25 protein-coding genes are annotated in these 25,456 nt (G+C 71.1%); 15 read left to right on the top strand and 10 right to left on the bottom strand.

Going from position 1 to position 25,456, the window contains the following annotated elements; genetic code table 11:
* Window positions 1–68: 68 nt before the first annotated feature.
* The 3 genes from AB0M35_RS02735 (at window position 69) to AB0M35_RS02725 (ending at window position 3,566) form a co-directional block, all read left to right on the top strand.
* Window positions 69–1,301: a serine hydrolase domain-containing protein gene (locus AB0M35_RS02735; RefSeq protein WP_363740640.1), complete on the top strand. Its 1,233-nt coding sequence runs from the start codon at window positions 69–71 to the stop codon at window positions 1,299–1,301.
* A 64-nt stretch (window positions 1,302–1,365) separates the two neighbouring features.
* Window positions 1,366–2,007: an NAD(P)H-binding protein gene (locus tag AB0M35_RS02730; protein ID WP_363740638.1), complete on the top strand. Its 642-nt coding sequence runs from the start codon at window positions 1,366–1,368 to the stop codon at window positions 2,005–2,007.
* Window positions 2,008–2,195: 188 nt separating this feature from the next.
* Window positions 2,196–3,566, top strand: a complete 1,371-nt coding sequence (locus AB0M35_RS02725; RefSeq protein ID WP_363740635.1) for a M28 family peptidase — start codon at window positions 2,196–2,198, stop codon at window positions 3,564–3,566.
* 115 nt (window positions 3,567–3,681) lie between these two features.
* On the opposite strand, the gene AB0M35_RS02720 is transcribed toward AB0M35_RS02725, so the two are convergent.
* Complete coding sequence (locus AB0M35_RS02720; protein WP_363740633.1) at window positions 3,682–4,311, bottom strand: hypothetical protein; 630 nt, start codon at window positions 4,309–4,311, stop codon at window positions 3,682–3,684.
* Between the two features lie 125 nt (window positions 4,312–4,436).
* Here AB0M35_RS02720 and AB0M35_RS02715 point away from each other — a divergent pair, with 125 nt between their 5' ends.
* Window positions 4,437–4,631, top strand: a complete 195-nt coding sequence (locus AB0M35_RS02715) for a peptidoglycan-binding domain-containing protein (protein ID WP_363740632.1) — start codon at window positions 4,437–4,439, stop codon at window positions 4,629–4,631.
* 90 nt (window positions 4,632–4,721) lie between these two features.
* Here AB0M35_RS02715 and AB0M35_RS02710 read toward each other — a convergent pair whose 3' ends face one another.
* The 3 genes from AB0M35_RS02710 to AB0M35_RS02700 form a co-directional block, all read right to left on the bottom strand.
* Window positions 4,722–5,264, bottom strand: a complete 543-nt coding sequence (locus tag AB0M35_RS02710; RefSeq protein WP_363740630.1) for a hypothetical protein — start codon at window positions 5,262–5,264, stop codon at window positions 4,722–4,724.
* Window positions 5,265–5,381: 117 nt separating this feature from the next.
* Entirely contained in the window at window positions 5,382–6,056 is a 675-nt protein-coding gene (locus AB0M35_RS02705) for a response regulator transcription factor (protein WP_363741860.1), read from the bottom strand.
* A 14-nt stretch (window positions 6,057–6,070) separates the two neighbouring features.
* A complete protein-coding gene (locus tag AB0M35_RS02700) occupies window positions 6,071–7,312 on the bottom strand; it encodes a histidine kinase (protein ID WP_363740628.1) in 1,242 nt (413 codons plus the stop codon).
* A gap of 133 nt (window positions 7,313–7,445) precedes the next feature.
* On the opposite strand from AB0M35_RS02700, the gene AB0M35_RS02695 reads away from it, so the two are divergent.
* The 3 genes from AB0M35_RS02695 to AB0M35_RS02685 are packed head-to-tail and all read left to right on the top strand — an operon-like array spanning window position 7,446 to window position 9,897.
* Complete coding sequence (locus AB0M35_RS02695) at window positions 7,446–8,420, top strand: ATP-binding cassette domain-containing protein (protein ID WP_363740626.1); 975 nt, start codon at window positions 7,446–7,448, stop codon at window positions 8,418–8,420.
* Window positions 8,417–9,199 carry an ABC transporter permease gene (locus tag AB0M35_RS02690; RefSeq protein WP_363740624.1) on the top strand — a complete coding sequence of 261 codons (783 nt, stop codon included), beginning with the start codon at window positions 8,417–8,419 and terminating at the stop codon, window positions 9,197–9,199. The genes AB0M35_RS02695 and AB0M35_RS02690 overlap by 4 nt, the downstream gene beginning before the upstream one ends.
* Window positions 9,196–9,897: a hypothetical protein gene (locus AB0M35_RS02685; protein ID WP_363740622.1), complete on the top strand. Its 702-nt coding sequence runs from the start codon at window positions 9,196–9,198 to the stop codon at window positions 9,895–9,897. The genes AB0M35_RS02690 and AB0M35_RS02685 overlap by 4 nt, the downstream gene beginning before the upstream one ends.
* Before the next feature lie 144 nt (window positions 9,898–10,041).
* On the opposite strand, the gene AB0M35_RS02680 is transcribed toward AB0M35_RS02685, so the two are convergent.
* Complete coding sequence (locus tag AB0M35_RS02680) at window positions 10,042–11,646, bottom strand: M28 family metallopeptidase (protein WP_363740620.1); 1,605 nt, start codon at window positions 11,644–11,646, stop codon at window positions 10,042–10,044.
* A 232-nt stretch (window positions 11,647–11,878) separates the two neighbouring features.
* A complete protein-coding gene (locus AB0M35_RS02675; RefSeq protein ID WP_363740618.1) occupies window positions 11,879–12,181 on the bottom strand; it encodes a hypothetical protein in 303 nt (100 codons plus the stop codon).
* Between the two features lie 126 nt (window positions 12,182–12,307).
* On the opposite strand from AB0M35_RS02675, the gene AB0M35_RS02670 reads away from it, so the two are divergent.
* The 4 genes from AB0M35_RS02670 (at window position 12,308) to AB0M35_RS02655 (ending at window position 15,710) form a co-directional block, all read left to right on the top strand.
* Window positions 12,308–13,240: an AAA family ATPase gene (locus AB0M35_RS02670; RefSeq protein ID WP_363740616.1), complete on the top strand. Its 933-nt coding sequence runs from the start codon at window positions 12,308–12,310 to the stop codon at window positions 13,238–13,240.
* Window positions 13,237–13,485 (top strand): hypothetical protein, encoded by a 249-nt coding sequence (locus AB0M35_RS02665; protein ID WP_363740615.1) that lies wholly within the window; start codon window positions 13,237–13,239, stop codon window positions 13,483–13,485. The genes AB0M35_RS02670 and AB0M35_RS02665 overlap by 4 nt, the downstream gene beginning before the upstream one ends.
* A gap of 354 nt (window positions 13,486–13,839) precedes the next feature.
* Entirely contained in the window at window positions 13,840–14,856 is a 1,017-nt protein-coding gene (locus tag AB0M35_RS02660) for an ATP-binding cassette domain-containing protein (RefSeq protein ID WP_363740613.1), read from the top strand.
* Window positions 14,853–15,710, top strand: a complete 858-nt coding sequence (locus tag AB0M35_RS02655) for an ABC transporter permease (protein WP_363740611.1) — start codon at window positions 14,853–14,855, stop codon at window positions 15,708–15,710. The genes AB0M35_RS02660 and AB0M35_RS02655 overlap by 4 nt, the downstream gene beginning before the upstream one ends.
* Window positions 15,711–15,753: 43 nt before the next feature.
* On the opposite strand, the gene AB0M35_RS02650 is transcribed toward AB0M35_RS02655, so the two are convergent.
* Together AB0M35_RS02650 and AB0M35_RS02645 are read right to left on the bottom strand one after the other, a co-directional pair.
* Entirely contained in the window at window positions 15,754–18,984 is a 3,231-nt protein-coding gene (locus AB0M35_RS02650; protein WP_363740609.1) for an AAA family ATPase, read from the bottom strand.
* Between the two features lie 75 nt (window positions 18,985–19,059).
* Complete coding sequence (locus tag AB0M35_RS02645; RefSeq protein ID WP_363740606.1) at window positions 19,060–20,388, bottom strand: AAA domain-containing protein; 1,329 nt, start codon at window positions 20,386–20,388, stop codon at window positions 19,060–19,062.
* A 186-nt stretch (window positions 20,389–20,574) separates the two neighbouring features.
* Here AB0M35_RS02645 and AB0M35_RS02640 point away from each other — a divergent pair, with 186 nt between their 5' ends.
* Window positions 20,575–20,895, top strand: a complete 321-nt coding sequence (locus AB0M35_RS02640) for a GYD domain-containing protein (RefSeq protein WP_363740604.1) — start codon at window positions 20,575–20,577, stop codon at window positions 20,893–20,895.
* Between the two features lie 71 nt (window positions 20,896–20,966).
* On the opposite strand, the gene AB0M35_RS02635 is transcribed toward AB0M35_RS02640, so the two are convergent.
* Window positions 20,967–21,536, bottom strand: coding sequence for a TetR/AcrR family transcriptional regulator (locus AB0M35_RS02635; RefSeq protein ID WP_363740602.1), 570 nt, complete (start codon window positions 21,534–21,536; stop codon window positions 20,967–20,969).
* A 104-nt stretch (window positions 21,537–21,640) separates the two neighbouring features.
* On the opposite strand from AB0M35_RS02635, the gene AB0M35_RS02630 reads away from it, so the two are divergent.
* The 3 genes from AB0M35_RS02630 (at window position 21,641) to AB0M35_RS02620 (ending at window position 24,224) form a co-directional block, all read left to right on the top strand.
* On the top strand, window positions 21,641–22,543 hold the full coding sequence (locus tag AB0M35_RS02630) for an alpha/beta fold hydrolase (RefSeq protein ID WP_363740600.1): 903 nt from the start codon (window positions 21,641–21,643) through the stop codon (window positions 22,541–22,543).
* 73 nt (window positions 22,544–22,616) lie between these two features.
* Complete coding sequence (locus AB0M35_RS02625; protein ID WP_363740598.1) at window positions 22,617–23,285, top strand: hypothetical protein; 669 nt, start codon at window positions 22,617–22,619, stop codon at window positions 23,283–23,285.
* Window positions 23,286–23,318: 33 nt separating this feature from the next.
* Window positions 23,319–24,224, top strand: coding sequence for a cellulose binding domain-containing protein (locus AB0M35_RS02620; RefSeq protein ID WP_363740596.1), 906 nt, complete (start codon window positions 23,319–23,321; stop codon window positions 24,222–24,224).
* A 42-nt stretch (window positions 24,225–24,266) separates the two neighbouring features.
* Here the strand turns inward: AB0M35_RS02620 and AB0M35_RS02615 are convergent, their stop codons facing one another.
* Window positions 24,267–25,205 (bottom strand): S-4TM family putative pore-forming effector, encoded by a 939-nt coding sequence (locus AB0M35_RS02615; RefSeq protein ID WP_363740594.1) that lies wholly within the window; start codon window positions 25,203–25,205, stop codon window positions 24,267–24,269.
* Window positions 25,206–25,456 lie beyond the last annotated feature (251 nt).

The following is a 25,456-nucleotide window of genomic DNA, read 5'->3' as shown; positions in this document are numbered from 1 at the left end:
AGGAGGTTAACCAACCCCACCGACAGGCACCTTCCCGACGCACCTGCCGGGTCGGTAGGTTCGACCGGATGAGCATCGCACGCAGCATCGACCCGGCACAGGTCGGCTTCGACCCGGCGCGGTTGGCCCGGATCGACGAACACTTCGGCAGGTACGTCGACGACGGCCGGCTGGCCGGCTGGCAGGTGGTGGTCACCCGCCGCGGCGAGGTCGCGCACTGCTCGACGTACGGGCTGCGCGACCGCGAGGCCGGTGCCCCGGTGCAGGCGGACACCCTCTGGCGGATCTACTCGATGACCAAGCCGATCACCTCGGTGGCCGCGATGATCCTCTGGGAGGAGGGTCGGTTCGAGCTGACCGACGAGATCGGTCGGTGGCTGCCCGAGTTCGCCGACATGCGGGTCTACTCGAAGGGGTCGACGCTCAAGCCGTACACCGTGCCGGCGGTCGAACCGATCCGGGTCTGGCACCTGCTCACCCACACCGCCGGTCTGACCTACGGCTTCATGCAGACCTCGGTGGTCGACGGCCTGTACCGGGCCGCAGGCTACGACCTGTACCCGCCGTCGGACATCGACCTGGCCGGGGCCTGCCGGGCCTTCGGCGAGCTGCCGCTGCTGTTCCAGCCCGGCACCGCCTGGGGGTACTCGGTCGCCACCGACGTGCTGGGCCGACTGATCGAGGTGGTCTCCGGGCAGAGCCTGGACTCGTTCCTCGCCGAACGCATCCTGCGCCCGCTGGGCATGGAGGACACCCGCTGGTACGTCGACGGCGCCGACAGCGCCCGCCTCGCCGCGCTGTACGTGGCGGACCCGACGACCGGCCGGGCGGTACGCCACGACGCGCTCGGCGCGATGGCGTACGAGAAACCCGCGTTGCTCTCCGGCGGCGGTGGCCTGATCTCGTCGGCCGCCGACTACCACCGGTTCACCCAGTTGCTGCTGCGCGGTGGCGAGCTGGACGGGGTGCGCCTGCTCGCGCCCCGCACGGTGCGTTTCATGACCCGCAACCACCTGCCCGGCGGGCGGGATCTGGGCACCCTGTCCACCGGCGGGTTCGCCGAGACGACGCTGGACGGGGTCGGCTTCGGTCTCGGCTTCGCGGTGGTCGAGGATCCGATCCCCAGCCGGGTGCCGAGCAGCGTCGGCGAGTACTACTGGGGCGGGGTGGCCAGCACGGCGTTCTGGGTCGACCCGGTGGAGCAGGTCACCGCCATGTTCTTCACCCAGCTGATGCCGTCGAGCACCTGGCCGATCCGTCCCCAGCTGCGCCAGCTGGTCTACTCCGCGCTGGTCGGCTGAGCGGCGCGGCCCGGGATCGGGCGTTCCGCCGACGACGGCCCGGCCCGCTCCATAGCCTGGGACCGTGAGCGACATCGTCGTGTTCGGAGCGGGCGGCACCGCGGGTTCGCGGATCGTCACGGAGGCGTTCAACCGGGGGCACCGGGTGGTGGCCGCGGTACGTCGGCCGGAGGCCACGTCGTACCTGCCGGCCGGGGTGCGGGTGGTCACCGGCGACGCCACCAGCGAGCGCAGCGTACGGGAGTTGGCGCCGGCGGCGGACGCCCTCGTGGTGGCGATCGGCGGCGGCGACCGTACGCTCTGGCCCGACGCGGCCCGTGCCCTGCTCGACGGGTTGCGGGGGATGCCAGCCGCGCCCCGGGTCATCCATGTCGGCGGCGGGGCCACCCTGCTGTCACCGTCGGGCCGCCGGTTGTTGGACGAACCCGACTTTCCCGCCGAGTACCGCGACGCGGCTCTCGGCCAGGCGGAGGCGCTGGAGCTGTACCGCGCTCATGCCGACGGGGTGAGCTGGACGTACGTCTCGCCACCGCCGCTGGAGTTCCATCCGGGTGAACGTACCGGGCGATACCGCACCGGAACCGACCACCCGGTTACCGACGCTGACGGCCGATGCGCACTGAGCTATGAGGACCTCGCCGTCGCGGTCATTGACGAAATCGAGAATCCGCAATTCCGGGACTGCCGATTCACCGTTGCCCACTGACCCCTGATCTTGAGTAACGGCAGCTCGCGGGTTAGATTCAAGCCTCCATGAGCCGGGTCGCAAACCCCTCTGCGCCCGGTTCTGACCTCAATTCAGGAGGCGCAGTCTTGTCTTCATTCGACGACACCGTGACACCCTCGCACGAATCGTCCAATTCCATCGGGTCCGGGTTCCTCAATCGTCGCCGGGTGCTGACCGTGGCCCTCGGTGGTGCCGCCACCGTGGCGCTGCCCGTGCCCGCGTGGGCCGCCAACGACAAGCGGCCGGGCGCGCACAAGCCGCCGAAGCTCACCTCGGACGACCGGAAGGTCATCGCGCAGATCTCGTCGCGTCGGGCCCTGGAGCACCTGGTCAAGCTGTCGGAGGACATCGGCCCGCGGATCGGTGGCACCAAGTCGGAGCGCAAGGCCGCCGACTACATCGCCCGCCACTTCGACAAGCTGGGCTACGACACCACCCTGCAGCCGTTCACGGTGGCCGACAAGTTCACCGGCCAGATCAGCACGCCACCCCGCGGCCGCCGCCTGCCGAAGGACCTGAACTGGCAGACCGGGGCCAGCGCCCACGCGGCGTTGGACACCAAGGTCACCGGTGACGTGGTCGACGTCCGCGCCGGCGCGGCGAGCGACTACCCGGCCGACGTGCGCGGCCAGATCGTACTGGTGGACTACGTCGCGTCCCGGCGTGAGCAGCTCGTCGCCACCGCCGTAGCGGCCGGTGCCGCGGGCGTGATCCTCCTCGCGGCCGACGCGGCGCCGCCGCGTCTGGCGGGGACGTTCTCGCCCACCCTGCCCGGCTCGGCCAACTCGCCGGTGCCGATCCCGGTGCTCGGCGTTGCGCAGTCCCAGAAGCACCGGCTGCGCGAGCTGCTGGCCGCCGGCCCGCTCACCCTCACCGTCGCCACCACCGCGCACCGCAACCTGACCTCGAACAACGTGCTGGCCGAGCGGCGCGGGCGGTCGGGGGCGAACGGTCCGATCGTCATGATCAGCGCCCACTACGACACCGTCATCGGTGCCCCGGGTGCCAACGACGACGGTTCCGGCACCGCGCTCTGCATGGAGCTGGGCCGGGTGCTGAAGTCGATCCCGACCAACGCCACCATCCGGTTCGGCCTCTGGGGCTCGGAGGAGCAGGGCCTGATCGGCTCGCGCTACTACGTCCGCCAGATGCCGCAGGAAGAGCGGGACCGGATCCTCGCCGTGTACCAGAACGACATGGTCGCGACCAGCTGGGACCCGGCGACGAAGTACTGGCTGCTCTCCTTCGACGGCCAGGACAACCGGGCCACCTCCGAGGTCGCCGCTGCGGCCCGCCGCCTCGGCTACGAGCCGCAGATCTCCCCGGTGACCCAGCGCGGCTCCAGCGACCACCAGTCCTTCCAGGAGGTCGGCATCGCCAGCGCGAACTTCTCCTGGCGTGGCGAGGAGTCCCCGGCGCTGCTGGAGCCTCCGTACCACACCCCGGAGGACACCATCGCCAAGAACATCAGCCTGGAGCGGCTCCAGGTGTCGATGGAACTGATCGGCACCGCCGCCTACGCGACCGCGCGGGCCTGATCTTCTCGGACGGGGTGCGGCCGGTCGGCCGCACCCCGTCCACGCATCCGGACGAGAACCATGCTCGGCTTTCGACGCGGCGACCGGCCTGCTCAGGCCCGACCGCGTGCTCCGATCAGCCGACCCGGCCGGCCGACGACTGGCTGGGCACCCGCGGTCGCACCGACGGCCGCCAGGCCCGGCCGTTGGCGTAGATGACCCGGAACCCGAGGTACGACGCCAACGGCGCCCAGTGCGCCGAACCCATCCGCAGTTCGGCGGCGTTGTGCCGTTGACCGTTGGCGAGCACGTCGAGCAGGACGGTCTCGAACGCCGCCGACTCGACCCAGTCCACCTCGCGGGTGAACCCGCAGATCAACGCCGCACCGGTGACGGCGAGGAACTCGCGCAGCACCGACTCGGGGGCGCGCAGCACCGAGCAGCTGCCGAAGTAGAGCCGCCGACCCTCGCAGCGCCCGGCCATCCGCTCGGCCACCTCGGTGAGTTCGACGGAATGCCAGTCGGTCAGGCACAGTCGGTTCGGCTCGCCGTGCATGGCGAAGAAGCCCAACCGGTGGTCGGCGTACTGCTTGAGCAGCCAGCGATCGATGAAGTAGAACAGCTCGTCGCGGGTGGCCGCGTCCTTGTGGATGTAGCGGATCCGCCCCAACCGTTCGAGCAGGTCGAGGGTGGGCAGCACCGAGCCCCGCTCATTGAGATCCCGGTGCCACTGACCCTCGACGCAGAAGATGCCACCGCGCGCCACGCCGCCTCCCCGTCGTAACCCGCGCTGACGTTACCGGGGTCACTGCGACCAGGGAACCTCACCAACGGCGTGGTGGGCTGGGGCGTTACGTCCCGACAGAGCCGTGTTAGGCACCCTGGACGCCAATGCGCCCTCGCCCTGGCGCTGCCAAGCGCCGCGATCGCCTCGGTGGTCGCCGCGCCGTGGAACTCGACGACCGGTACGGCCCGAAGACCGCCGCCGCCGTACGCCGGTTCCAGTCGGCGTACGGCCTCACGGCCGACGGGATCGCCGGACCACACGTACTGGGCGGCCCCCGACTGCTCAATCGCAGCCGGTAACCGCTGAGGCAACCGACGCCGGCCCGGGGCCAGGCGGGGGGAACAACCCGCGCCCCGGGCCGGCGTCGTACCGCCGGCGGGCGAGCCCTCTCAACTCGCCCGCGGCCAGCGCGGCGCGGTGGCGGGGGGTGCCACCGGCCGGCCGGAACCGGCGGTGCGGGCGCCGGCCCGCACGGGAGGAACCGCCACCCGGGGAACCGGACCACGCACCGGATAGCCGGCGGCGTGACCCTGGCGTGGCGGATACCCGGCGGCCCGGTCGGTCCGCCCTGGGTGGGAGGCGGTCCGGTCGCCGCCCGGCGGACGCACCGCCGGGGTACGTCCCGGATTGGGTCCGTTCACCAGGAACGGGAACGGCACGTGTACGAACGGGTTGCCGTGCCGGATGAGCGCGTCGAGCTGTCGCTCGTTGAGCCCGTGATTCAACAGCACCCGCCGGCCCCAACGATGCAGGCGGCAGGGGAACCGGGATCCGTCGTTGCGGCACAGCGCCCCGGAGGGCCATTCCTCTGCCGCGTGTACCACCACCGCCCGGACCGCCAGCCGGACGTCCTCGGGGGTCAGCGGCGTCGGCACCGGCAACTCACCCAGAATCTGATCGATGGGGTCCGTCGACTGCTCATCAACTCGCACGGCAGGCCTCCCGCAATTCCGGTGGCGGTGCGCTTGAGCAGCGCACCTCGTCCATTGGTACGGCTGCCGGGGTGGGAAAGTTCAACGCCTGTCGACCAGCCGTCCGAGCGGGGACGTTCAGACCAGCCCGGCGTCGTGCACCAGCAGCGCGACCTGCACCCGGTTGTTGAGGTCCAGGCGGGTCAACAGCCGGGAGACGTACGCCTTGACGGTGGCGACGCTCATGAACAGCTCCGCGGCGATCTCGGCGTTGGTGCGTCCTCGACCGAGGGCCACCGCGACCGCACGTTCGCGTTCGGTGAGCCCGGCGAGCAACTGGGCGGCCCGATCCCGGCGTCGATCGGCGGCGGTACCCGCCGTGACGTGCTCGATCAGGGTGCGGGTGACCGTCGGGGACAGCGTCGCCTCGCCCGCCGCCACCCGGCGTACCGCCCGTACGATCTCCGCCGGCGGCGTGTCCTTGAGCAGGAAGCCACCCGCACCGGCCCGCAGTGCCCGCAGCACGTGCTCGTCCGCGTCGAAGGTGGTCAGCACGAGCACCTCGGGCGGCCTCGGCAACGCCCGCAGCAGCTCGGTCGCGGCCAGCCCGTCCAGCCGGGGCATCCGGATGTCCATCAGCACCACGTCAGGCCGGCAGACCGTGGTCGCGGCCATCACCTCGCTGCCGTCGGCTGCCTCCCCGACCACCTTGAGGTCAGGCGTACCACCGAGGATCATCGACAGCCCGGCCCGCACCAGGGCGTCGTCGTCCACGATCAGGATCCGCACCGGGCGCGCCGCCGAACCGGGCATGCCCGGCTCGCCGATCACGTCGCCGGCCAGGGTAGCCAGGCGGCCAGCCGGAAGTCGCCGCTGCCGTCGCGGCCGTGTTCGAGCCGCCCGCCGGCGAGGTGCACCCGCTCGGCGATGCCGACCAGGCCGGTGCCGGCGCCGGGGATGGATTCGCCGGCCGGCTCGCCCACCGGCCACCGGTTACGGATCTCCACGCGCAACCCGTCGGCCGGCGCACCGCTGAGCCCCACGGTGACCGCCGCACCACCCGCGTGCTTGCGGACGTTGGTCAGCCCCTCCTGCACGATCCGGTAGACGGTCCGGCCGACCGCGGCGGGCAACTGGTCGGCGCCGGACACCTCGTCTCGCAGCTCGACCCGGACCCCGGCGGCCCGAGACTCGGCAACCAGCGCGGGCAGGTCCGCGATGGTGGGCTGAGGTCGTTCCGGCTCCGTGGCGAGCGAACCCTCGGCCCGCAGCACCCCGATCACCTCACGCAGATCCTGAAGCGCGGCGTGGGCACTGCTGCGGATCACTCCGGCGGCCCGGGCCACCTCCTCGGCGGGAGCGTCGGGCCGGAACTCCAGCGCACCGGCGTGCAGGCTGAGCAGTGAGATCCGGTGTGCCAGCACGTCGTGCATCTCCCGGGCGATGCGGGTGCGCTCCAACTGCTGGGCCTGGGCCACCCGCAGCTGCTGCTCGGCCTCGGCCCGCTCGGCGCGCTCACGCAGGGACAGCACCAGCTGCCGGCGGGCCCGGACGAACATCCCCCAGGCCAGCACCAGCAGGGTGATCACCACCCCCCAGGTGGTGGCCGGCCAGTACGCCAGGTGGGGATCGGGACGCAACAGCGCGAAGAACATGTTCGCGACCAGGCCACCTGCGGTGACCGCCAGCGCCACCGCGGTACGCCGGTGCACCACGACCGTGAAGTAGATGACCAGCAGCGAGACCACAGCGGTCATCGAGAACGCCGACAGTGGCAGGGTGGCCACGGCCAGCCCGACCGGCCAGCGGCGGCGGAACCAGAGGGCCACCGCGAAGGCCACGCCGATCACCGCGTCCCCGATGATCATCCAGGGGTACGGCAGCCGCTCGGCGTAGCTGGGTACCGGGGAGGCGGCATCCAGGGTCGCCACCACCACCCAGCCGAGGGCGGCCACGAAGCAGAGACTGTCGACCAGCCAGTCCCGAGGAGTACGCCGTAAGTGCGGGCGCGTCGGATCGAGCGCCCCGGGCAACAACCCAGGGTGTTCGAGGACGGCGGTGCTGGTCACAGGCGCAATGGTAGGCAGCCGCCGGAGACCGGACCAGCTACCAAAGTCGAGACCTCGGCGTCGACCTTGGTCGACGCGACGACAGACCCTCGGCCGCTGTGCCCAGCCGAGTGGCCCGGGCAGGCTGACCGACATGATCGCGGTACAGCAGCTCACCAAACGATACGGACGGCACACCGCCGTCGATGACGTGTCGTTCCACTGCGAGCCGGGCACGGTGACCGGCTTCCTGGGCCCCAACGGGGCCGGCAAGTCAACCACGATGCGGATGCTCTGCGGGCTCACCCCACCGACCTCCGGCACGGCCACCGTGGCCGGGCGCCCGTACCGCCAACTTCCCAACCCCGGTCGTACGGTCGGCGTACTGCTGGACGCCTCCGCCCAGCACACCGGGCGGACCGGTCGGGAGGCGCTGGCGCTGTCCGCCGCGACCATGGGCGTGGACCGGCGGATGGTGGGCGAGTTGCTCGACCGGGTCGGGTTGAGCGGGGCGGCGGCCGGGCGGCGGGTCAGGGCGTACTCCCTGGGTATGCGCCAGCGGCTCGGCCTGGCGCACGCGTTGCTCGGCGATCCCCAGGTGTTGGTGCTGGACGAGCCGGCCAACGGTCTGGACCCGGAGGGGATCTTCTGGATGCGCGGCCTGCTGCGCGACTTCGCCGACCGGGGTGGCACCGTGTTGCTCTCCTCCCACCTGCTACGCGAGGTGGAAGCGGTCGCGGACCGGCTGGTGGTCATCGGGGGCGGCCGGCTCGTGGCTCAGGGCAGCAAGAAGGAACTGCTGGCCGGCAGCGGCACGCTGGTGCGCGCCCGGGACCGGGCAGCGCTGCACGCCGCGCTGGAGCGGGCCGGTCTGCCGGTCAGCGACGGTACCGACGGTCTGCTGGTCGGCGCCGACAGCGAGGTGGTCGGGCTGGCCGCCGCCGCAGCCGGGGTCGCGCTGACCGAGTTGCGCCCGGCCAGCACCGGTGGTCTGGAGCAACTCTTCCTCACGCTCACCGCCGAGGCCGCCACCGGCCCGGCGAATGCCCGGTCCGCCGAGGCCGCCACCGGCCCGGCCGAGGCCCGGTCCGCCGCCACCGTCCAGCCGACCGAGGAGATCGTCCGATGACCACCACCGCCCCCGCCGTGGGCTCGGACGCCACGGCCAGGCAGCGCCGGCCGGCCATGAGCCGGCTGATCGCCGTGGAGCTGCGCAAACTCGTCGACACCCGGGCCGGCCGCTGGCTACTGATCACCATCGGGCTGGTCGCCGCCGGCATCGTCACCGTGCAACTGCTGTACGCGCCGGACGCAGAGCAGACCTTCGCCAACTTCTTCGTCCCGTCCCTGTTTCCGGTCGGGGTGCTGCTGCCGGTGCTGGGCATTCTGTCGATCACCACCGAGTGGTCGCAGCGCACCGCGCTGACCACCTTCGCGCTGGTCCCGCGCCGGGAGCGGGTGATCGCCGCCAAGCTCGTCGCGGTGGTACTGGCCGCGCTGGCGTCGGTGCTGACCAGCCTCGCCCTCGCCGCCGTCGGAACACTGATCGCCGAGGCGACCGGCGGCGCGGGAACCTGGCGGTTCGACGGGATGCTGATCGTGCACGCCGCCGTGTTCCAGGTGTCCACCGCGCTGATCGGGGCCGCCTTCGGCCTGCTGTTGCTGCACACCCCGCTGGCCATCGTGGCCTACCTGGTGCTGCCGATCGTGTGGTCGATCCTGGGTGGACTGGTTCAGCCGCTGTACCGCGCCGGAGAGTGGCTGGACACCAACCGGACGATGGAACCGCTGTTCACCCCTGAGCTGACCGGCGGGCAGTGGCAGCGACTCGCGGTGTCGCTGCTGCTGTGGCTGGTCGTACCGTTGGTCGCCGGACTGGTCCGCACGATGCGTCAGGAGGTGACGTGACGACGTACGGAACACCGACCGTGGTCAGCGGCGGCACCGGGGAACTGCTGGTCCTCTGGGGTGGCTTCCCGGTGCTCGGTGCTGCGGCGGGCGGGCTGCTGGCGGCCGGTGCGGGCTGGGTGGTCAACCTGGCATGGGCACCCGCGCAGGGCCTTCTCCGGCTGGTCGACGGCCTGCCCGACGGGTACGCCCTGGGCGGCGGCGTGGGGCTGGGCGTACTGGCCGGGCTGGTGATCGCCGCGATCGGTACCGCCGAGCGGGTGACGGTCACTGTGGACGGCACCCGGGTACGGCTGCGCCAGGACGGCAAGGAGCAGGAGTTCTCCCGGTCGCGGACCCGGATGGTGTTCGTCGACGGCAAGGATCTGGTGCTGCTCGACGGGGACGCGGCTGAGCTGGTACGGCAGCAGTCCGACCTGCCGGCCGCCCGGCTGGCCGAGGCGTTCCGGGAGCACGGTTGGCCCTGGGCGGACGCCGATCCGCATCGGGACGAGTACCGGCGCTGGGTGCCCGACCTGCCCGGGTTGCCGGTCGGGGCGGACGCGCTGCTGCACGCCCGGCAGAAGGCGCTGGAACGCGACCGGCGCGACGAGGCTCGGGAACTGCGCGCCGAACTCGGCCGCTACGGGGTGGTGGTCCGCGACGAGGGTGAGCGCCAGTACTGGCGGTTGACCCGGTCGGACCGGCCGCTCGGGTGACGGTCGAGTCCCGGCGGTAGCCGGTGCGAACAGCCCTCGGCCGAGGTATTGCGGACGCCCGACTCGGTTCCGGCCGGTGTCGGGGCCGAGGCGACCGGGCCGGATCCCCTGGCGGGGATCCGGCCCGGTCTCAGGCCGACTGGCCTACTTCCAGTGGTGCTTGTGACCGTGCTTGTGGCCGTGTCCCTTGCCCTTGCCCTTACCCTTGCCCTTTCCAGGTGCCTTGCCCGGCACGCCGTTCACGGCCGAGGTGTCGAAGGCAAAGGTGATCACCGCGGCGGCGACGGCGTCGGAGTTGACGTCGAGCGCGAACACGTTGACGTTGCCGTGGAGCTTGTACTTCTTGCCCAGCGACTTGTACACCGCCGCGTCGCCACCGTCCGCAACCGGCGTACGGCTGTCGCAGGCCAGGTGGTAGCAGGGGTCGTAGGCGACTCCCGCCACGCCGCCGAAGAGCGCGGCTTCCTCGGCCGTCTTGATGCCCTCCGCGCCGGTGAAGAGGCCACCGGCGGGGATGTTGACGTCGATGAACGCGCCGTAGTCCGACCGGCCGGTGAAGTCGGAGGCCACCGTGGGCAGCTTCCGGGAGGCGAAGAACTTCTCGAAGACCTTCTCGATCTGCGCCGAGCCCTCCGGCCCCGGCCCGGCGCCCTGCTGCGCCGAGTCGTCACCGTCGTACACGCCGAACGTGTAGTTCGGCGAGCCGATCATGTCGAAGTTGAGGTAGAGGGCGATGTCGGCGACCTGCTGCTCGCTCAGGCTGTCCACGTAGTACTGCGAGCCGATCAGGCCGGCCTCTTCCGCACCCCACCAGGCGAAGCGCACCGCGTTGTACGGCTTGACCTTCGCCATCTGGAGTGCGACCTCAAGCAGCGCGGCGCTGCCGGTGCCGTTGTCGTTGAAGCCCGGCCCGGCCGGGTCCGAGTCGAGGTGCGCCCCGGCCACGACGACATTGTCGGTACGGCCGTGCTTGCTCTGGGCGATGACGTTCTCGGTGCTCCGGATCTCCGAGGTGGTGTCGGCCTCGAGCCGCACGGTCAGGCCCGGCGTCGTCGCGAACTGCTCACCGGTGTAGTACGACACCGAGACGGCCGGGATGCCGACCGGTGCGCCGAGGGTGCCGGCGAACAGGTCGTAGCGGTCCGCGTTGGCCTCCGGCGTACCGTTGCCCTGGTTCATCATGATCGCGCCGATCGCACCGGCGGCCTCCGCGTTGGCGACCTTGTCACCGAACGCGCAGGTACCGCGCTGCACCAGCGCGATCTTGCCGGCGATGTCCACGCCGGCGAAGTCACTGGCCTCACAGCCCGACGTCGAGGCGCGCGGCGGGTCGAGAGCGAGGTCCACCGGGACGACGAGCCCCTGCGCGACCCCGTCGCCGGAGTAGTCCATCAGCGTGTAGTCGACCCCGTCGACGTACGTGGTGGCCGTCGGCGACACCTGGGCGAACGACGAGCCGAACTCCTCGTAGAACGAGAAGTCGAACTGCTGCCGGCTCACCTGGTAGCCGGCCTTCTTCAGCAGCCCGACCACGTAGTCGGCGCTCGCGTCGTAGCCCGGGGTACCGGAGGCGCGGGTGTCGTTGTTGGCGTCGGCAATGGCCTGGAACTTGTCGAGGTGCTTGAGTACCCCCTTGGCCGTCACCGCCTTGGTCAGCTTGGCGACGGTGTTGTTGTTCGGGCTGGCCTGCGCCGGGCCGGCCAGCGCCATCGTGCCCAGAAGCGTGCTGGCCGCGATCGCGGCAAGCACCCTCTTACCTGAGAAAGGCACCACGATGTGCCACGTCCTTCCTCCTTGGGTATCCGGCTCCCCGCACCCCCGTGCGCCGGATGTTTGTGCAATCCTGCTGCACCCGGGCGGCACGGCAAAGCACCTGTTCAGCCGAGCTGCATAGACGTTCGTCCCAGTACGCCATCTGCCTCGATGATTGTCCCGGCAGCAGCAGTGTCCATTGTCGCCAGTTGTGGCAGGTCGGCGCCGGTTACCGGCGCGAGCCCCGCAGACCGATCAGCAGCTCGTCGAGAACGTCGGACTCGGCCCAGCCGTTCACCGCGACCTGCCCGGCGCGGTCCACTGTGATCTCGATCCGGTCCGGGCTGCCCGACAACTCGTCCAGCAGGCCCGGGAACCGGTCGCCGAGCAGGACGAACTCCTGGTTCGTGGAACCGACCCAGGGGCGGCGGGTGTCGATCCGATCCGCCTGGAACGGGCCTGCCACCAGCAGGTCGGTCGCCGCGAGCAGCGCGGCGACGTCGTCGCGGCCCGCGTCGACCGCCGCTGCCATGCCAGAGCACCGCCGACGTGGGCAAACCATAACAGCACTGACCTGCGCCAAGTTTCGGGAGCAAGCGCGCGAGCAGCGACAAATGATCGACATCGGCTACCGTCTCCGGTCTGGGGAGGTACGTCGATGTACGTCGTGTCCGTGATCAACTACAAGGGCGGGGTCGGCAAGACCACGGTGACCGCCAACCTCGGGGCCGAGTTGGCCAACCGTGGGATGAAGGTGCTGCTCATCGACCTCGACCCGCAGGCCAGCCTGACCTTCGGCTTCTACGACCCGGACGACTGGCGGGAGCGGCTGCGCGACGGCCGGACCGTGAAACGCTGGTACGACGGCCTACGCGAGGGCCAACCGACGATCACCCTGGGTGAGCTGGTGGTGTCGCCGGGTCCGGCCAACTCCCGGCTCTCCGGTGCCGGCCGGCTCGACCTGATCGCCTCGCACCTGCAACTGGTCGACATCGACCTGGCGCTGGCCCGCGGCGTGGCCGGCGGCGAGGAGTACGACGCCGAACTGTTCCGGGTGCGCGGCTCGCTCGCCGAGGGCCTGCTGGCCGACGGGCTGGATCCGTACGACCTGGTGCTGATCGACTGTCCGCCGAACTTCAACGTGGTCACCCAGTCGGCGATCATCGCCAGCGACCACCTGGTCATCCCGGCGAAAGCCGACTACCTGTCCACGCTGGGCATCGACTATCTGCACGGCAACGTGCGGGAACTGGTCGAGCAGTACAACGCCGACGCCCGCCGGTTCGCCACCGTACGCCGGCATCACAAGGTCGCCCCCGGCGTGGCCGGCGTGGTCTTCACGATGATCCAGCTGCTGTCGCGGCAGCCGATCGCCACCCACCAGAGCTACATGGACCAGGTCCGCAACCTGGGCCTGCCGGTCTTCCCGACCGCGCTGCGGGAGAACGTCACGCTCTACGCCACCAACACCCCGCGCGGCGTGCCGGTGGTGCTGCGTGACCGGGTCACCGTCCCCGCCGTACGCGACGAGCTGCGCCAACTCGCCACCGAGTTCCTCGACCACCTCCAGCCCGACCGGCAACCTCGATGACCGGCCAGGACGACCTCGCCGACCTCGCCGACCTGGGTCTGGCCGTCGAGCGGCTTTCGGCCAGCACCAGCCGCGTCGACGGGGGCGGGTACCTCGACGGCTGGTCGCTGCGGCGGCTGCGGGCGTTGGCCGCGCACCTGGAGCTGCGCGGCGTCGGCGGATTACGTAAGGCCGACCTGGTCGACCGGATCGTCGATCACACCATCGGCTACCGGCTCGACTCCAGCGCGCTGCGGCAGCGCTGAGGTCGGGCGGCGTGGCCCACCGCAGCGGGGCGGCCATAGAGCGGATCACCCGGCTGGACCGGGGTGAGGACGGACCCGGACACCTTCGACCACCTCCCGACCTGACCTCGGGTCGTTCGCCGGCCGCCGCTAGATCTGATCTAGCGGCGGCCGGGCGTCGTCTCGCGCCGGTATGGCGAAGCTGGCTACAACCACCGCGGGCCGTCGTCGTTGTACGAGTCGGTCGGCCACGCTGCGGAATTTGTCGTACGCATGCGCTGTGGTGGGGCAGCATGCGGGTCGAGGAGACGAACGGGCGTACCGCCCGGTGCCCCGGCGACCCGCAGGAGTCCCGAACGGAAGGACAACGAGATCATGAGTAGACGCGCCACCGGCCTCGCCATCGAGGCCGCGGGGCTGACCCGGTCGTTCGGCGAGACACACGCGCTCGCCGGACTGGACCTGGCGGTGCCCGCCGGTGCCGTGTACGGGCTGCTCGGCCCGAACGGCGCCGGCAAGACCACGGCGGTCCGGGTCCTGGCCACCCTGCTGCGCCCCGACGGCGGGCAGGCCCGGGTGTTCGGCCACGACGTGGTCACCGAGGCCGACGCGGTCCGTGCCCGGGTGAGCCTGACCGGCCAGTACGCCTCCGTCGACGAGGATCTGACCGGCACGGAGAATTTGATCCTGCTGGGTCGGCTGCTCGGCCTGGGCAAGCCGGCCGCCCGAGCGCGGGCCGAGCAGTTGCTGGCCGCGTTCGGGTTGACCGAGGCCGCCGGCCGGCAGGTCAAGAAGTACTCCGGCGGCATGCGGCGGCGCATCGACATCGCGGCGAGCATTCTCAGCACACCGGACCTGCTGTTCCTCGACGAACCGACGACCGGGCTCGACCCGCGCAGCCGCAACCAGGTGTGGGAGATCGTCCGGGCGGTGGTGGCCCACGGCACCACCGTCCTGCTGACCACCCAGTACCTCGACGAAGCCGACAAGCTGGCCAGCCGGATCGCGGTGGTCGACCACGGCCGGGTGATCGCGGAGGGCACCCCGGGCGAACTGAAGTCGTCGGTCGGTTCCGGCACCATCCACCTGCGGCTGCGGGACGCGGCCCAGCGACCCGACGCCGAGCAACTGCTGCTGACCACTCTCGGTGTGCCGGTGCAGTTGGACCCGGATCCGGTGGCGATCACCGCCCGGGTCGGGGGAGACGGCAGTGACCTGGACGCCAGTGCCCAGGCCGCCCGAGCGCTGGGCGAGTTGTCCCGCGCCGGGATCGTGGTGGACGACTTCTCGTTGGGCCAGCCGAGCCTGGACGAGGTCTTCCTGGCCCTGACCGACCATCCCGCCGAGCCGGCCGAGGCCGAGCGCGACGACGCTCTGGAGGCAGCCCGATGAGCAGCGACACCGCCACCTCGACCGGTCGCGCGCCGACGGTCTACATCCCGTCGACCGAGGCGTTGGCGACGGTCCTCGCCCCGGGCGGGCGACCGCCCCGACCGAGCCCGCTGGCGGCGTCACTGGCCTTCAGCTGGCGCGCTCTGCTGAAGATCAAGCACGTGCCGGAGCAGTTGTTCGACGTGACGGCGTTCCCGATCATCATGGTGCTGATGTTCACGTACCTGTTCGGCGGGGCGCTCGCCGACAGCCCGCGTGACTACCTCCAGTTCTTCCTGCCGGGCATCATGGTGACCAGCGTCGTGATGATCACCATGTACACCGGCGTCGGCCTGAACACCGACATCGAGAAGGGTGTCTTCGACCGGTTCCGGACGCTGCCGGTGTGGCGGCCCGCCGCGCTGGTCGGCATGATCGTCGGGGACGTGCTGCGCTACGTACTGGCGGCGGTGGTGATCCTGACCGTCGGGCTGGTGCTGGGCTTCCGACCCGACGGCGGTGTGCTCGGCGTACTCGCCGGGATCGGCCTGCTCGTGGTCTTCTCGTTCGCATTCTCCTGGGTGTGGACGTTCTTCGGGCTCGTGCTGCGCAGCGAGAAGTCGGTGATGGGGGTCAGCATGATGGTGCTGTTCCCGCTGACCTTCCTCAGCAACGTCTTCGTCGACCCGTCGACCATGCCGGGCTGGCTCCAGGCGTTCGTCAAGGCCAACCCGATCACGCATCTGGTGTCGTCGGTGCGGGCCGCGATGGGCGGCACGACGGACGCGTCGAGCATGATCTGGATGGTGGTGTGGAGTGCCCTGTTCATCGTGGTCTTCGGCACCCTGACCATGTACCGCTACAACCGCCGCTGATCGCCACGCACCACTCGTGCCGTGGCGGGGCCGGCTCCGCCGGTCACAGCCGCCACGGCACGGGCTCGGTGGGCAGGTAGCGGCAGGCGGTGCCGGTGGAGATCGTCTGACGCAGGTGGACGGCGAGCGGTGGGTGCTGCTGGTCGAGGCGGCGCAGCGTGTCCCGGATCCGGGCGGTGACGGTCTTGCGGGCCCGTTCCGCCTCGTCGCCGAGGCGCCGGTTGCGCCCGGCCAGGCCGGCAGCCGAACGCAGCTGGTCGATCAGGGCCCGCCGCTCGCCGTCGAGGGTCGCCACCCGCGCCGTGTCGTCCCGGATGGCCGCCCGGTCGATCTCCTCGTCGAGGAGCGTCAGGTGCCGCCGGTAGCGGTTCCTGGCCTCCTCGTCGAGGATTTCGTCACCGCCGAGCCGACGGGCGGCGACGAGTTCCGGCCCGGCAGCCGGGTCGAGCAGTCCGACCGCGGGCACGTCGACACCGGGGCGGCCGAGCAGCAGATGCAGATCGTTGAGCCCTTTGGCGTCCGGCAGGTACGCGGTGGTGTCGCCGTAGGTGAGTCGCCACACCACCCCGTCCCGGCGGAACTCGTACGCCGGGACGGTTGTCGCCCCACCCGGCTCGGACTCGGCCCGTTCCGGCAGTGATCCACCGGCCGGCGGCTCCGGAGGCGAGCCGATCGGCGTGGGGTCGGTCAGCCGAGCGAGCACCTGTCGCATGTCGAGGCTGCGGGCCTCGTGCTCGGCTTCGCGGCGCACACCGGCCGCGACCGCCGCGTCGCCGGGACCGTTCCGGGCGGTGAGGGCGTCGGCCAGTGCGGTGCGGGCGATCAGCGACCAGGGCCGCGAACCCATCCGGTCGGCGTTGTCGTGGGCGGCGGTGAAGCCGGCCACGGCGTCGTCCCAGCGCTTGTCGGCAGCGTCGATCACGGCCAGCCAGTGCTCGACCGGGCCGCTGATGTCGCAGCCGTACACCGCGACCAGCCACTGCCCCCGGTACGGCAGCAGGGCCTGGCGGGCAGCCTCGCAGCGACTCGGGTCAGTCACCGTGACCTGGGCTCGCAGGCGCAGCCAGAGCGGCAGGACCGCCGACGGGTACGTGACACCGGCGGCTTCCAACCGTGCGGTGATCCGGACGGCGGTGCGGTGGTCGCCACATTCGGCGGCGGTGACCGCCTGGAGCAGGTCGAGGAACCGATGCTTGGTCGGATCCAACCTGTCCAGCAACGCCTGTGCCTCGTCGAGGCGACCACGCAGCAGCGACAGCGACCAGATCAGGTGATGACCGATGAACAGGTGCTCCTCATGATCCCAGTCGTCGAGGCTACGCAGCTCCGCGTAGCAGGACTCGGCGCCGGCGAAGTCGCCCCGGAAGGCACTGACGATCCCGTTGTCGATGTTGCTGGCCATCCGGTGCCGGGCCTTGCCGGCCTGCCGACCGGCAGTCACGAAGGCGGTCAGCTCGTCCAGGTAGCGGGGATCGCCGAGTTCCAGTAGCGCGACCCAGCGCAGCGAGGTGGCCCAGAGCGGGGTCTCCTGGTCACCGGAGCGGCGGGCCACCTCGCGGATCTCGGCGGTGAGCTCGGCCCGACGGGCCGCCGTGCCGAGCCCCCAGGCGGCGTCGTGGCGGGCCCAGAGGCTGACGCTGAGCGCGTCGTCGTCCTGGTTACGGCGGGCAAGCTCTTCGGTGGCGTTGATCAGGCCGGCTTCGAGGTCGTCGACAGCCACGTCGGGCCCCGGCTCCCCGACGAGCCGCCGGTACGCCTCCCGTACCAGTGCCTCCGTGTCGATGTCCGACCGGGCGTTGAGCTGACAGTGCCGGTAGACGCTGAGCGCGAAGCGGGCGAGCAGGGCCGGCTCGTCGACGGCCAACGCCTGCACGGTGGTCTCGGCGAGCAGCCGTCTCGCCTCGGCCCGGTCGCCGGTGTGGAAGAGACGATCCGCCAAGTCGACCATGATGCGTACCCGCTGGACCTCGTCCCGGCTGACCACCAGCGCCCGGCGCAGGTGCACGGCCGACTCCTCCAACGCGAGCCGGCAACTGGCGTCCCGGGCGGCGGCGAGCAGCAGGTCGGCGCAGCGGTACGGATCGAGACGGTCACCGGCGAGCCAGGCGTGCCGGGCCAGGTCGGCGGGGACCAGCCGCTCGGTGAGCGCGGCGTGCTCGTCGACGGCGCGGACCACGGCGGCGTGGTGATCTTTACGGTCGTCGCCGGTGAGCCCCTCGTAGAGCGTCTCCCGGACCAGGTCATGGGCGAAGGCGTACCCGCCGTCGGGGTGGGCGAGCACGAGTCGCGCGCTCACCGCGACGTCAAGGAGTTGGTCGAGTCGGGTCGGCGGCAGCTCAGCGCTGGCGGCGAGGACCGCGCGGTGGAACTCCCGGCCCAGCACCGCGGCGACGACGAGTGCGTGGACCACCGCGTCGGGCAGATGATCCAGTCGCTTGCGGACCACCTCCCGGACGCCGGGCGCGATGCCGCCCGCCGCGCCGTCGACATGCCAGAGCCGGGCGGTCTGCTCGACGAAGAAGGGGTTGCCGCCGGTACGCCGATACACGTCGTCGACGCGGTCGGGGGTGGGTTCCTGCCCGGTGATGCGCCCGATCAACACCCCGACCTCGTCCCGGGACAAACCGGTGAGGGTGATCGTGGTGGCCTTGGCCGTCAGCGACATCAGCAGCGGACGCAGCGGATGGTCACCCGCCTCGACCTCGGCGTCCCGGTACGTGCCGATGAACAGCAACCGCTCGAACCAGGTGTGCTGGGCGGCGAACTGCAACAGCCGCATGGACGCCGCATCCGCCCAGTGCAGATCGTCCAGCACCACCACGACCGGCCGATGTTGGGAGACGGCGACCAGGGCGGTGGTGACCGCGTCGTAGAGGGCGAACGCCTCCTGCTCGGCCGCGTCGCCTTCGCCGTGCGGCCCGGCCACCACGGAGTGACCGGCCGGCTCGCCGTGCAGCAGGGCGAGGGCCGGCTCGGCGCAGTCCCGCGCCACCGCCCAGTCGGCGGCCGAGCGCCGCAGCCCACGCAGCACCTGCAACCAGGGCCAGTAACCGGGGGCACTGGCCGAATCCCAGCAGGCGGCACCGAGGACGAACGCGCCCTGTCGGCGTGCCTCGTCGGCGGCGGCGGTCACCAGGGTCGTCTTGCCGATGCCCGGCTCGCCGCCGACCAGCACGAGGCCACCATGACTGGCGGTGGCCCGGTCCAGCTCGGCGCGTAGCAGGCCGACGGGATGTTCCCGCCCGATCAGCATCCCGCCGGACTGCGTCCCCATAAAACCGACGGTAGCCGACACCACCGACACCACGGGCGGGCCCGGGACGGAACTCCGACGAGCCGATCAGTCTGATTACCAGTACGGGACCGCCGTCGCGCGCAGGTGGGCGAGGATGGCCTGGTTGGCCTCCCAGCCGTCGGGGAACTTCACCGGCACGTCCAGTTGCGGCACATCGGTCGACGGATGGGCGTCCAGCAGTTCACCGATGCCGGCCCGGGCCACCACCACGCAGGCCTGCCGATGCCGGGAGGCGAGCACGCAGAGCCGCCCCGACTCCAGGTGGAACGCGGTCGCGTCGCGTCGACCGGAGAGCGGGTGCAGCACGATGGTCACGTCGTACTCCCGGCCTTGGAGCCGGTTGGCGGTGTCGACGGTGACGCCCGCTCCCGCCTCGCCCAACTGCGCCCGGATGGCTGCCACCTGGTCGCGGTGCGCGGCGCCCACGGCGATCCGGTCCGCGGTGACCGGGGCGCCGTCGGGTGCCTGCTCGCAGACCGCGACCGCGCCGCGCGCCAGCACCCGTAACGCGAGCGCGGCGCACGCGGCGGCGGCCTCGGCGTCGGTACGCAGGGTGTGCCGCGCCGGCAGTTCGTAGAGCGCCCAGCCGGTTTCCGTGGCCAACTCCACCGCCCGGTCCACGGCGTCACCGCGCCCGGCCCCGGTGAGCCGCAGGGCCCGGTCGGCGGGTGCGGTGCCGGACCGGAAGCCGGCGAACGGGTAGAAGGCGCGGGACACCACCGCAGCGGCCGAGGCGGGCAGTCGCCAGGAGACCGGCAGCCGGTACACCGGCAGGTGCGGGTTGTGCCGCAGCAGCCCCGCCACCGCCGACTGCATCGGATCCCAGGTCAGCCCCGCCCATCGGCCGACTTCCACGGTGGAGAACGGGTCGAGCTGCCCCGGATCCCCCACGAACAGGGCCCGTTCGAACCTGCCGGCCACCCGCAACAGGGCGTCCGAGCGCATCTGGTACGCCTCGTCCACGATCGCCCACGGCCAGCAGCCCTCGGTGACCGTGGCCCACTTGGCGGCCGTACCGATGATGACGGCGGAGGCGGCGAGGTCGGTGACCTTTGCGGCGACCCGGACCTGCTCGTGCGCCCGCACTCGGGCCGACGGCCGGTAGTCGCTCGCGGACAGCCGCCCCACGCGCAGCTCCGGTGCCCTGCGGGCGAGCCGGTCGATCAGGTCGTCCACCTGCTCGTTGGTCTGTGCGATGACCATCAGCGGCTCACCGGTGCCGGCCAGCTCCACGGCGGCCCGCACCACCAGGGTCGACTTGCCCGCACCGGGCGGCGAGTCGACCACCACGCCCCGATGGTCACCGGAGCGCAGGTCGGCCAGCACGGCGGTGATCACCCGCTCCGCCTCGACGCCCGGCGGCACGTCCCACTCGGCCTGCATCCTCGCCCACCTTTTCGCCTGCGGTCACCGCACCCTACTCAGCCGCCAGTGGGCCGCGTACGGCGTCACCCTGCCCGGCACCGTCGCCGCCGTCTGGGTCGCCATCCGCCTGACCCGTCGCCGTCCCGCATGATCGGTCGCCCAGCGGGTAGGCGCGTCGCCGGACCAGCGAGAGGCGGTGCCGGAATGGCGAAGTTCCTGCTCATGTCGACCTACACGGGCGGAGGGCTCAAGGGGCTGAGCACGGACGGCGGGCGGGTGCGCGTCGAGGTCGTCCGGTCGCTGGTCGAGAACGCCGGCGGCCGGCTGGAGGCACTGTACTTCTCGTTCGGCCAGTACGACACGTACGTCCTCTGCGACCTGCCCGACCACGTCACCGCCGCCGCCCTGACCATCGCCGTGCGGACGGGCGGCCTGGTGAACGGACATCTCATCCCACTGCTCACCCCGGAACAGGTCGACGACGCCGTCCAACTCCCAGTCGCTTACCAACAACCCGGACACTAGCCACCCAACTGGCTGTAGATCTTGGAGCGACACCGCCCTTCGGAGGGCACTTCCGCGCCAAGATCTGCGCGTCAGGTGCGGAGACCCTTGATCAGGATGGTGGTCAGGGGGCGGGGGTCGTATCGGGGGTCGGCGCCGATGCAGAGGTTGCCGATGCCGCGCAGCAGGGTCAACGGGTCGATCGGGGTGATCTCACCGGCGGTGACGGCGGCGTCCAGCAGCAGCGTCACCGCAGGGATCAGGTGCTCCAGGAAGTAGGCGTGCAGGGGCTCGAAGGCGGCGGCGTCGGAGTGCATCGCCTCGGCCAGACCGTGCTTGGTGATCAGGAAATCGACGAACAGGTCGACCCAGGCGGTGAGCGCATCGTGCGGGGTCGGGCTGGTCGCCAGCAGGGCGGGGGCGGCCTCGGCACAGGCCTGCACCTGGTGCCGGTAGACGGCCACGATCAGATCCGCACGGGCCGGGAAGTGGCGGTAGATCGTACCCAGGCCGACGCCGGCCCGGGCGGCGATGTCACGGACCGGGGCATTGACCCCGGCGTCGACGAAGGCTGCGGCGGCGGCCTCCAGGAGCGCCTGTTTGTTGCGCTCGGCGTCGGCCCTCTTCCGGGGAGCCGGTGAGTCGGTGTTGCGGGCCGGCACGGTCCTGTGGCCTCCGTCACGATGACTGACAAGCGGAACGCTGTTCCGTATCGTCCAACCGGAACGCCGATCCGCTTACCTCTCTCTGCTGAGGAGTAACAGTAATGAGCATCCCAGAGCACCTGCCCAGCCCGGTGGTCTCGGTCCGGCCCGTGGTGCTGCCCGCCCCGACCCGCGGCACGGATCTCCAGATCCGCGTCACCGCCCCGACCACCGGGACCGGACTGCCGGTCATCGTCTTCGCCCACGGCTTCGGCGCCGACATGGACATGTACGCGCCGCTGGTGGATCACTGGGCGGCCCACGGCTTCGTCGTGATCCAACCGACCCACCTCGACTCGCGGACCCTGGCCGTCGCACCGGACGACCCGAGGTACCCGCAGATCTGGCGCATCCGGGTCACCGACCTCAAGCAGGCCATCGACTCGCTGGAGATCATCGAGGCCGCCGTCCCGGGACTCGGCGGACGACTCGACCACCACCGCATCGCGGTCGCCGGCCACTCCTGGGGCGGCCAGACAGCCAGCATGCTGCTCGGCGCTCGGGTCCTCGACGCAGACGGCGTGCCGGGCGAGGACATGTCCGACCCACGAGTCACCGCGGGCGTACTGCTCGCCACCACCGGCACCGGGGGCACCGACCTGACCCCGTTCACGGCCGAACACTTCCCCTTCATGAGCCCGGGGTTCACGGACATGACCACGCCCGCCCTGATCGTCGCCGGTGACCAGGACAAGTCACCGTTGTCGGTACGCGGACCGGACTGGTTCACCGACCCGTACCACCTCAGCCCGGCGCCGAAGATCCTGCTCACCGTGTTCGGCGGGGAACACTCACTGGGTGGGGTCGCCGGCTACGGCAGCACCGAGACCACCGACGAGAGCCCGCAACGGGTCGCCCTGATCCAGCGGGTCACCACGGCGTACCTGCGCAGCACGCTGAACCCGCAGGACCCGGCCTGGTCGACGGTCGATCCCGACCCGCTGGGCCACATCCAATCCCGATGATCGTCGCTGCCTCGATGGTGATCTCGGCTGTTCCGCTGATGAGATTCCCCGGCGACGCAGCGACGATCAACCGATGCGACCAGCTCACCCGCAGCACGAACCCGATCGCGTCGGTACGTCCGGTGTCGACGACAGGTGGCCGGTCGCCGGCTGGCGGCGCGTCCTGGCGGTTCTCGCGCCACTGATTGCAGCGGTGCTCGGCGCCGCGATGGCCACGCAGTGGGAGGTCGGCGGCGGCCGAGCCGTCTGGTCCCTACCCGCTCCGGCGCGATGGATGGCCGAGAACCTCCCGTTGTTCGAGGGTTCGGAGCCGGCGTGGATCTGGCGCGGGCCCTTCTTCGTCTCGGTGCTGCTGACGCTGCCGCTCGTCTGGGTGGTGACCCGCCGCGCCACCGCGGCACCTCGGCGCCTCACGAGGTACGGGCTCCTCGCCGCGACCATCGCGATCGGCCTTGAATACAACAGCCCTGGGTACGGGTGGGTGTTCGACCTTGTGGCCCTGTTGACGGCACTGGTGGGCACCGTCTGGTGCGGGCTGCAGGGGCTGCGTCGGGGCGCGCTGCCGCGCCGGGGCGCGTGGGCACTCGTCGCCGCACTGCCGCTGACGCCGCCGGCCGGCTTCCTCACCTTCTGGTACCTGCCACCCGGCCTGACCATGGGCACACTGATCGCCTGGGCGGCTGCCGCCATCGCGGCCGGTCGGCACCGAGCGCAACACCTCCCCCGCATCCTTAACCATTGATAAACATGCATGTAACTCTCTAGCATTCTCAGCATGCGTGCTCGTCGCTTCACCCTCGTCGCACTCCTCGCCGCCGCGCTGGGGCTCTCCGGAACGGCCATCGCGTACGCGGCGGCCGACGATCCGTTCATCCTGACCACCCCCGGCGCACCCGTGGTGGTGGCCAACGAGCCGCACCTACTCACCCTGACCTGGGCACCCTCGACCTGGATCGGCGAGCCCGGCGGGACGCCCATCCGGCACGAGGTCCGGGCATGGCTCGGCCCCAACACCTACCGCAGCCTCGGCACCACCACCGGCACCGACCTCACGCTCACCGACCTGGCACCCGGCACCGAGTACCGAATCACCGTCTGGGCCTCCACCAACGGCGGATACTCCCTCGACTCGCCCGTGAACCCGGTGCGCACCGCGTACGGAAAGGCCAGAGTGAGCTACCACAACATGGACTGGTCACCCACCGACAACCAGATCCAGCATGCCCTCCAGATCGTCAACACGGGCACCACCCCGCTGGACCTGACCGAGGTGCGGGTGCGTTACCACGTGACGTTCGAGGGCGGGAACACCTCACTGGTCACCAACTGCGACTGGGCCGCGATCGGCTGCGCCAACGTGCAACGCCACGTCCAGTTCTTCCCGCTGCCCCAACCGCCACCGCCGCCGACCCGCACTCCGACCCCGACTCCGACTCGGACGGTCCTGCCGCCGCACGGTACGTCGATCCCCGGCTGGATCGAGCTGACCTTCGCCGGCGGGACGCTTGAGCCCGGCGCGTCGACCGGCCCCATCCAGCTACGCCACCACCGCCTGAACTGGACGGCGATCGACGAGCGCGACGACCCCAGCTGGCAGCAGGCCACCGGCGGGTGGGCCGAGAACAGCCGCATCACCCTCGACGTCAACGGCGTCCGCGAGTACGGCGACACCAACGCGTAAGCCACACCACCCTCGCCTGTAGCGCTGGCCCCGTCCGGCTGCTCAGGACGGCAGTGACCTCCCGGCGGGGGCGACCGGCCGGGCACCCTGGAGGAGCTGGGTGAGGGTGGTCATGGCGACGTTGAAGTCGTGCCGGTCCGCGGCATGGAACCGCCGGAAGAACCAGTCGGGTACGCGGGACTGCCGCTGCCGACTGCGGAAGATCAAATCCTGGATCTGCCGGGCCAGGGTAAGCAGTTCGGTCGAGTCGTCCTCGCCGGGCCGCTGGAGCGTGCCTGCGATCCGAGACTGCATCACACCGAGCGCCCGCTCCCGCTCAGCCGCCACGTCCCGCTGACTGCGGTAGATCTCCAAGCCGAGCAGCAGCGCGCCCAGCGACGGGACGTACCACTGGAGCAGCAGCTGCGAGACGGTCAGCCCGGCGGTCACCCCGAACACCACACCAAGTGCGGTCCAGACGGCCGTGCCACCGAGCACCACGTGGGCGTAGCGGCGGCGGACCCGTGCCCCCCAACCGAGGTTCTGCTGCTGGCAGGCGAGCACGTCGTACGGCGCGGGTAGAGGCGGAATCTCGTAGTAGTCGCGCAGGTACTTCTCGTCGCCCCGATAGGCCCGGTGCAGCCGACTGATCTCGGCAGCGCTCACCTCGTCCCCGGCGGCCACGACGTTCCACGGCAGGGCGAAGAGCCTGGTGTCGAACATCTCCTGAAGCACCGCAGCGCGGCCGAGCTGACCACGCGACCAGGTACCCAGCCCGACCGCGTTCACCAACGCCCAGAGCGCGCCGACGGCGGTGACCGCCGTGGACGACACGCCGGTGATGGCCACCACCGCACCGGCCACACCCAGCACAATGGAGAAGATCATCCGCAGGTTGTCCAGGCGTTGCGCCCGCAGGTGGCAGGCCGACATGGCCCGCAGCAGAGCCATCATCTCGGGCTCGGTCTGGCGGCTGAGCAGGGACTTAGCGGGTTCGGTCACGACGGCCTCCCGGGTCCGGTAACCGATTCTAAATCCAGATCGCTAGATGTCACCCTAAGCCCCAACGCGGCCACCGGCAGTGATCGACATGGTTACCTTTTAGTAGGCTTTGGAGTGGATACGAAAAAGGTACTGACTGGCCCGTTAGTCAGTTAGATTGACCCGGATCAGGGCAGACGTGACGCCGTCCGGACGGGACTCCCCGCGTCACACGCGGCCACCTGCACCCGGGAAGGTCCAACGAGTGGCAT

It is taken from the genome of Micromonospora sp. NPDC051196 (assembly GCF_040682415.1).
Lineage (GTDB): Bacteria > Actinomycetota > Actinomycetes > Mycobacteriales > Micromonosporaceae > Micromonospora.
This window is presented reverse-complemented; position numbering and strand designations above follow the sequence as displayed.

Excerpts from the sequence above, each read along its gene's own strand:
- AB0M35_RS02735 (WP_363740640.1), top strand. The coding sequence starts at position 69 with ATGAGCATCGCACGCAGCATCGACCCGGCACAGGTCGGCTTCGACCCG.
- AB0M35_RS02715 (WP_363740632.1), top strand. The coding sequence starts at position 4,437 with ATGCGCCCTCGCCCTGGCGCTGCCAAGCGCCGCGATCGCCTCGGTGGT.
- AB0M35_RS02705 (WP_363741860.1), bottom strand. The coding sequence starts at position 6,056 with ATGCCCGGTTCGGCGGCGCGCCCGGTGCGGATCCTGATCGTGGACGAC.
- AB0M35_RS02695 (WP_363740626.1), top strand. The coding sequence starts at position 7,446 with ATGATCGCGGTACAGCAGCTCACCAAACGATACGGACGGCACACCGCC.
- AB0M35_RS02690 (WP_363740624.1), top strand. The coding sequence starts at position 8,417 with ATGACCACCACCGCCCCCGCCGTGGGCTCGGACGCCACGGCCAGGCAG.
- AB0M35_RS02675 (WP_363740618.1), bottom strand. The coding sequence starts at position 12,181 with ATGGCAGCGGCGGTCGACGCGGGCCGCGACGACGTCGCCGCGCTGCTC.
- AB0M35_RS02670 (WP_363740616.1), top strand. The coding sequence starts at position 12,308 with ATGTACGTCGTGTCCGTGATCAACTACAAGGGCGGGGTCGGCAAGACC.
- AB0M35_RS02665 (WP_363740615.1), top strand. The coding sequence starts at position 13,237 with ATGACCGGCCAGGACGACCTCGCCGACCTCGCCGACCTGGGTCTGGCC.
- AB0M35_RS02660 (WP_363740613.1), top strand. The coding sequence starts at position 13,840 with ATGAGTAGACGCGCCACCGGCCTCGCCATCGAGGCCGCGGGGCTGACC.
- AB0M35_RS02655 (WP_363740611.1), top strand. The coding sequence starts at position 14,853 with ATGAGCAGCGACACCGCCACCTCGACCGGTCGCGCGCCGACGGTCTAC.
- AB0M35_RS02650 (WP_363740609.1), bottom strand. The coding sequence starts at position 18,984 with ATGGGGACGCAGTCCGGCGGGATGCTGATCGGGCGGGAACATCCCGTC.
- AB0M35_RS02645 (WP_363740606.1), bottom strand. The coding sequence starts at position 20,388 with ATGCAGGCCGAGTGGGACGTGCCGCCGGGCGTCGAGGCGGAGCGGGTG.
- AB0M35_RS02640 (WP_363740604.1), top strand. The coding sequence starts at position 20,575 with ATGGCGAAGTTCCTGCTCATGTCGACCTACACGGGCGGAGGGCTCAAG.
- AB0M35_RS02630 (WP_363740600.1), top strand. The coding sequence starts at position 21,641 with ATGAGCATCCCAGAGCACCTGCCCAGCCCGGTGGTCTCGGTCCGGCCC.
- AB0M35_RS02625 (WP_363740598.1), top strand. The coding sequence starts at position 22,617 with ATGCGACCAGCTCACCCGCAGCACGAACCCGATCGCGTCGGTACGTCC.
- AB0M35_RS02620 (WP_363740596.1), top strand. The coding sequence starts at position 23,319 with ATGCGTGCTCGTCGCTTCACCCTCGTCGCACTCCTCGCCGCCGCGCTG.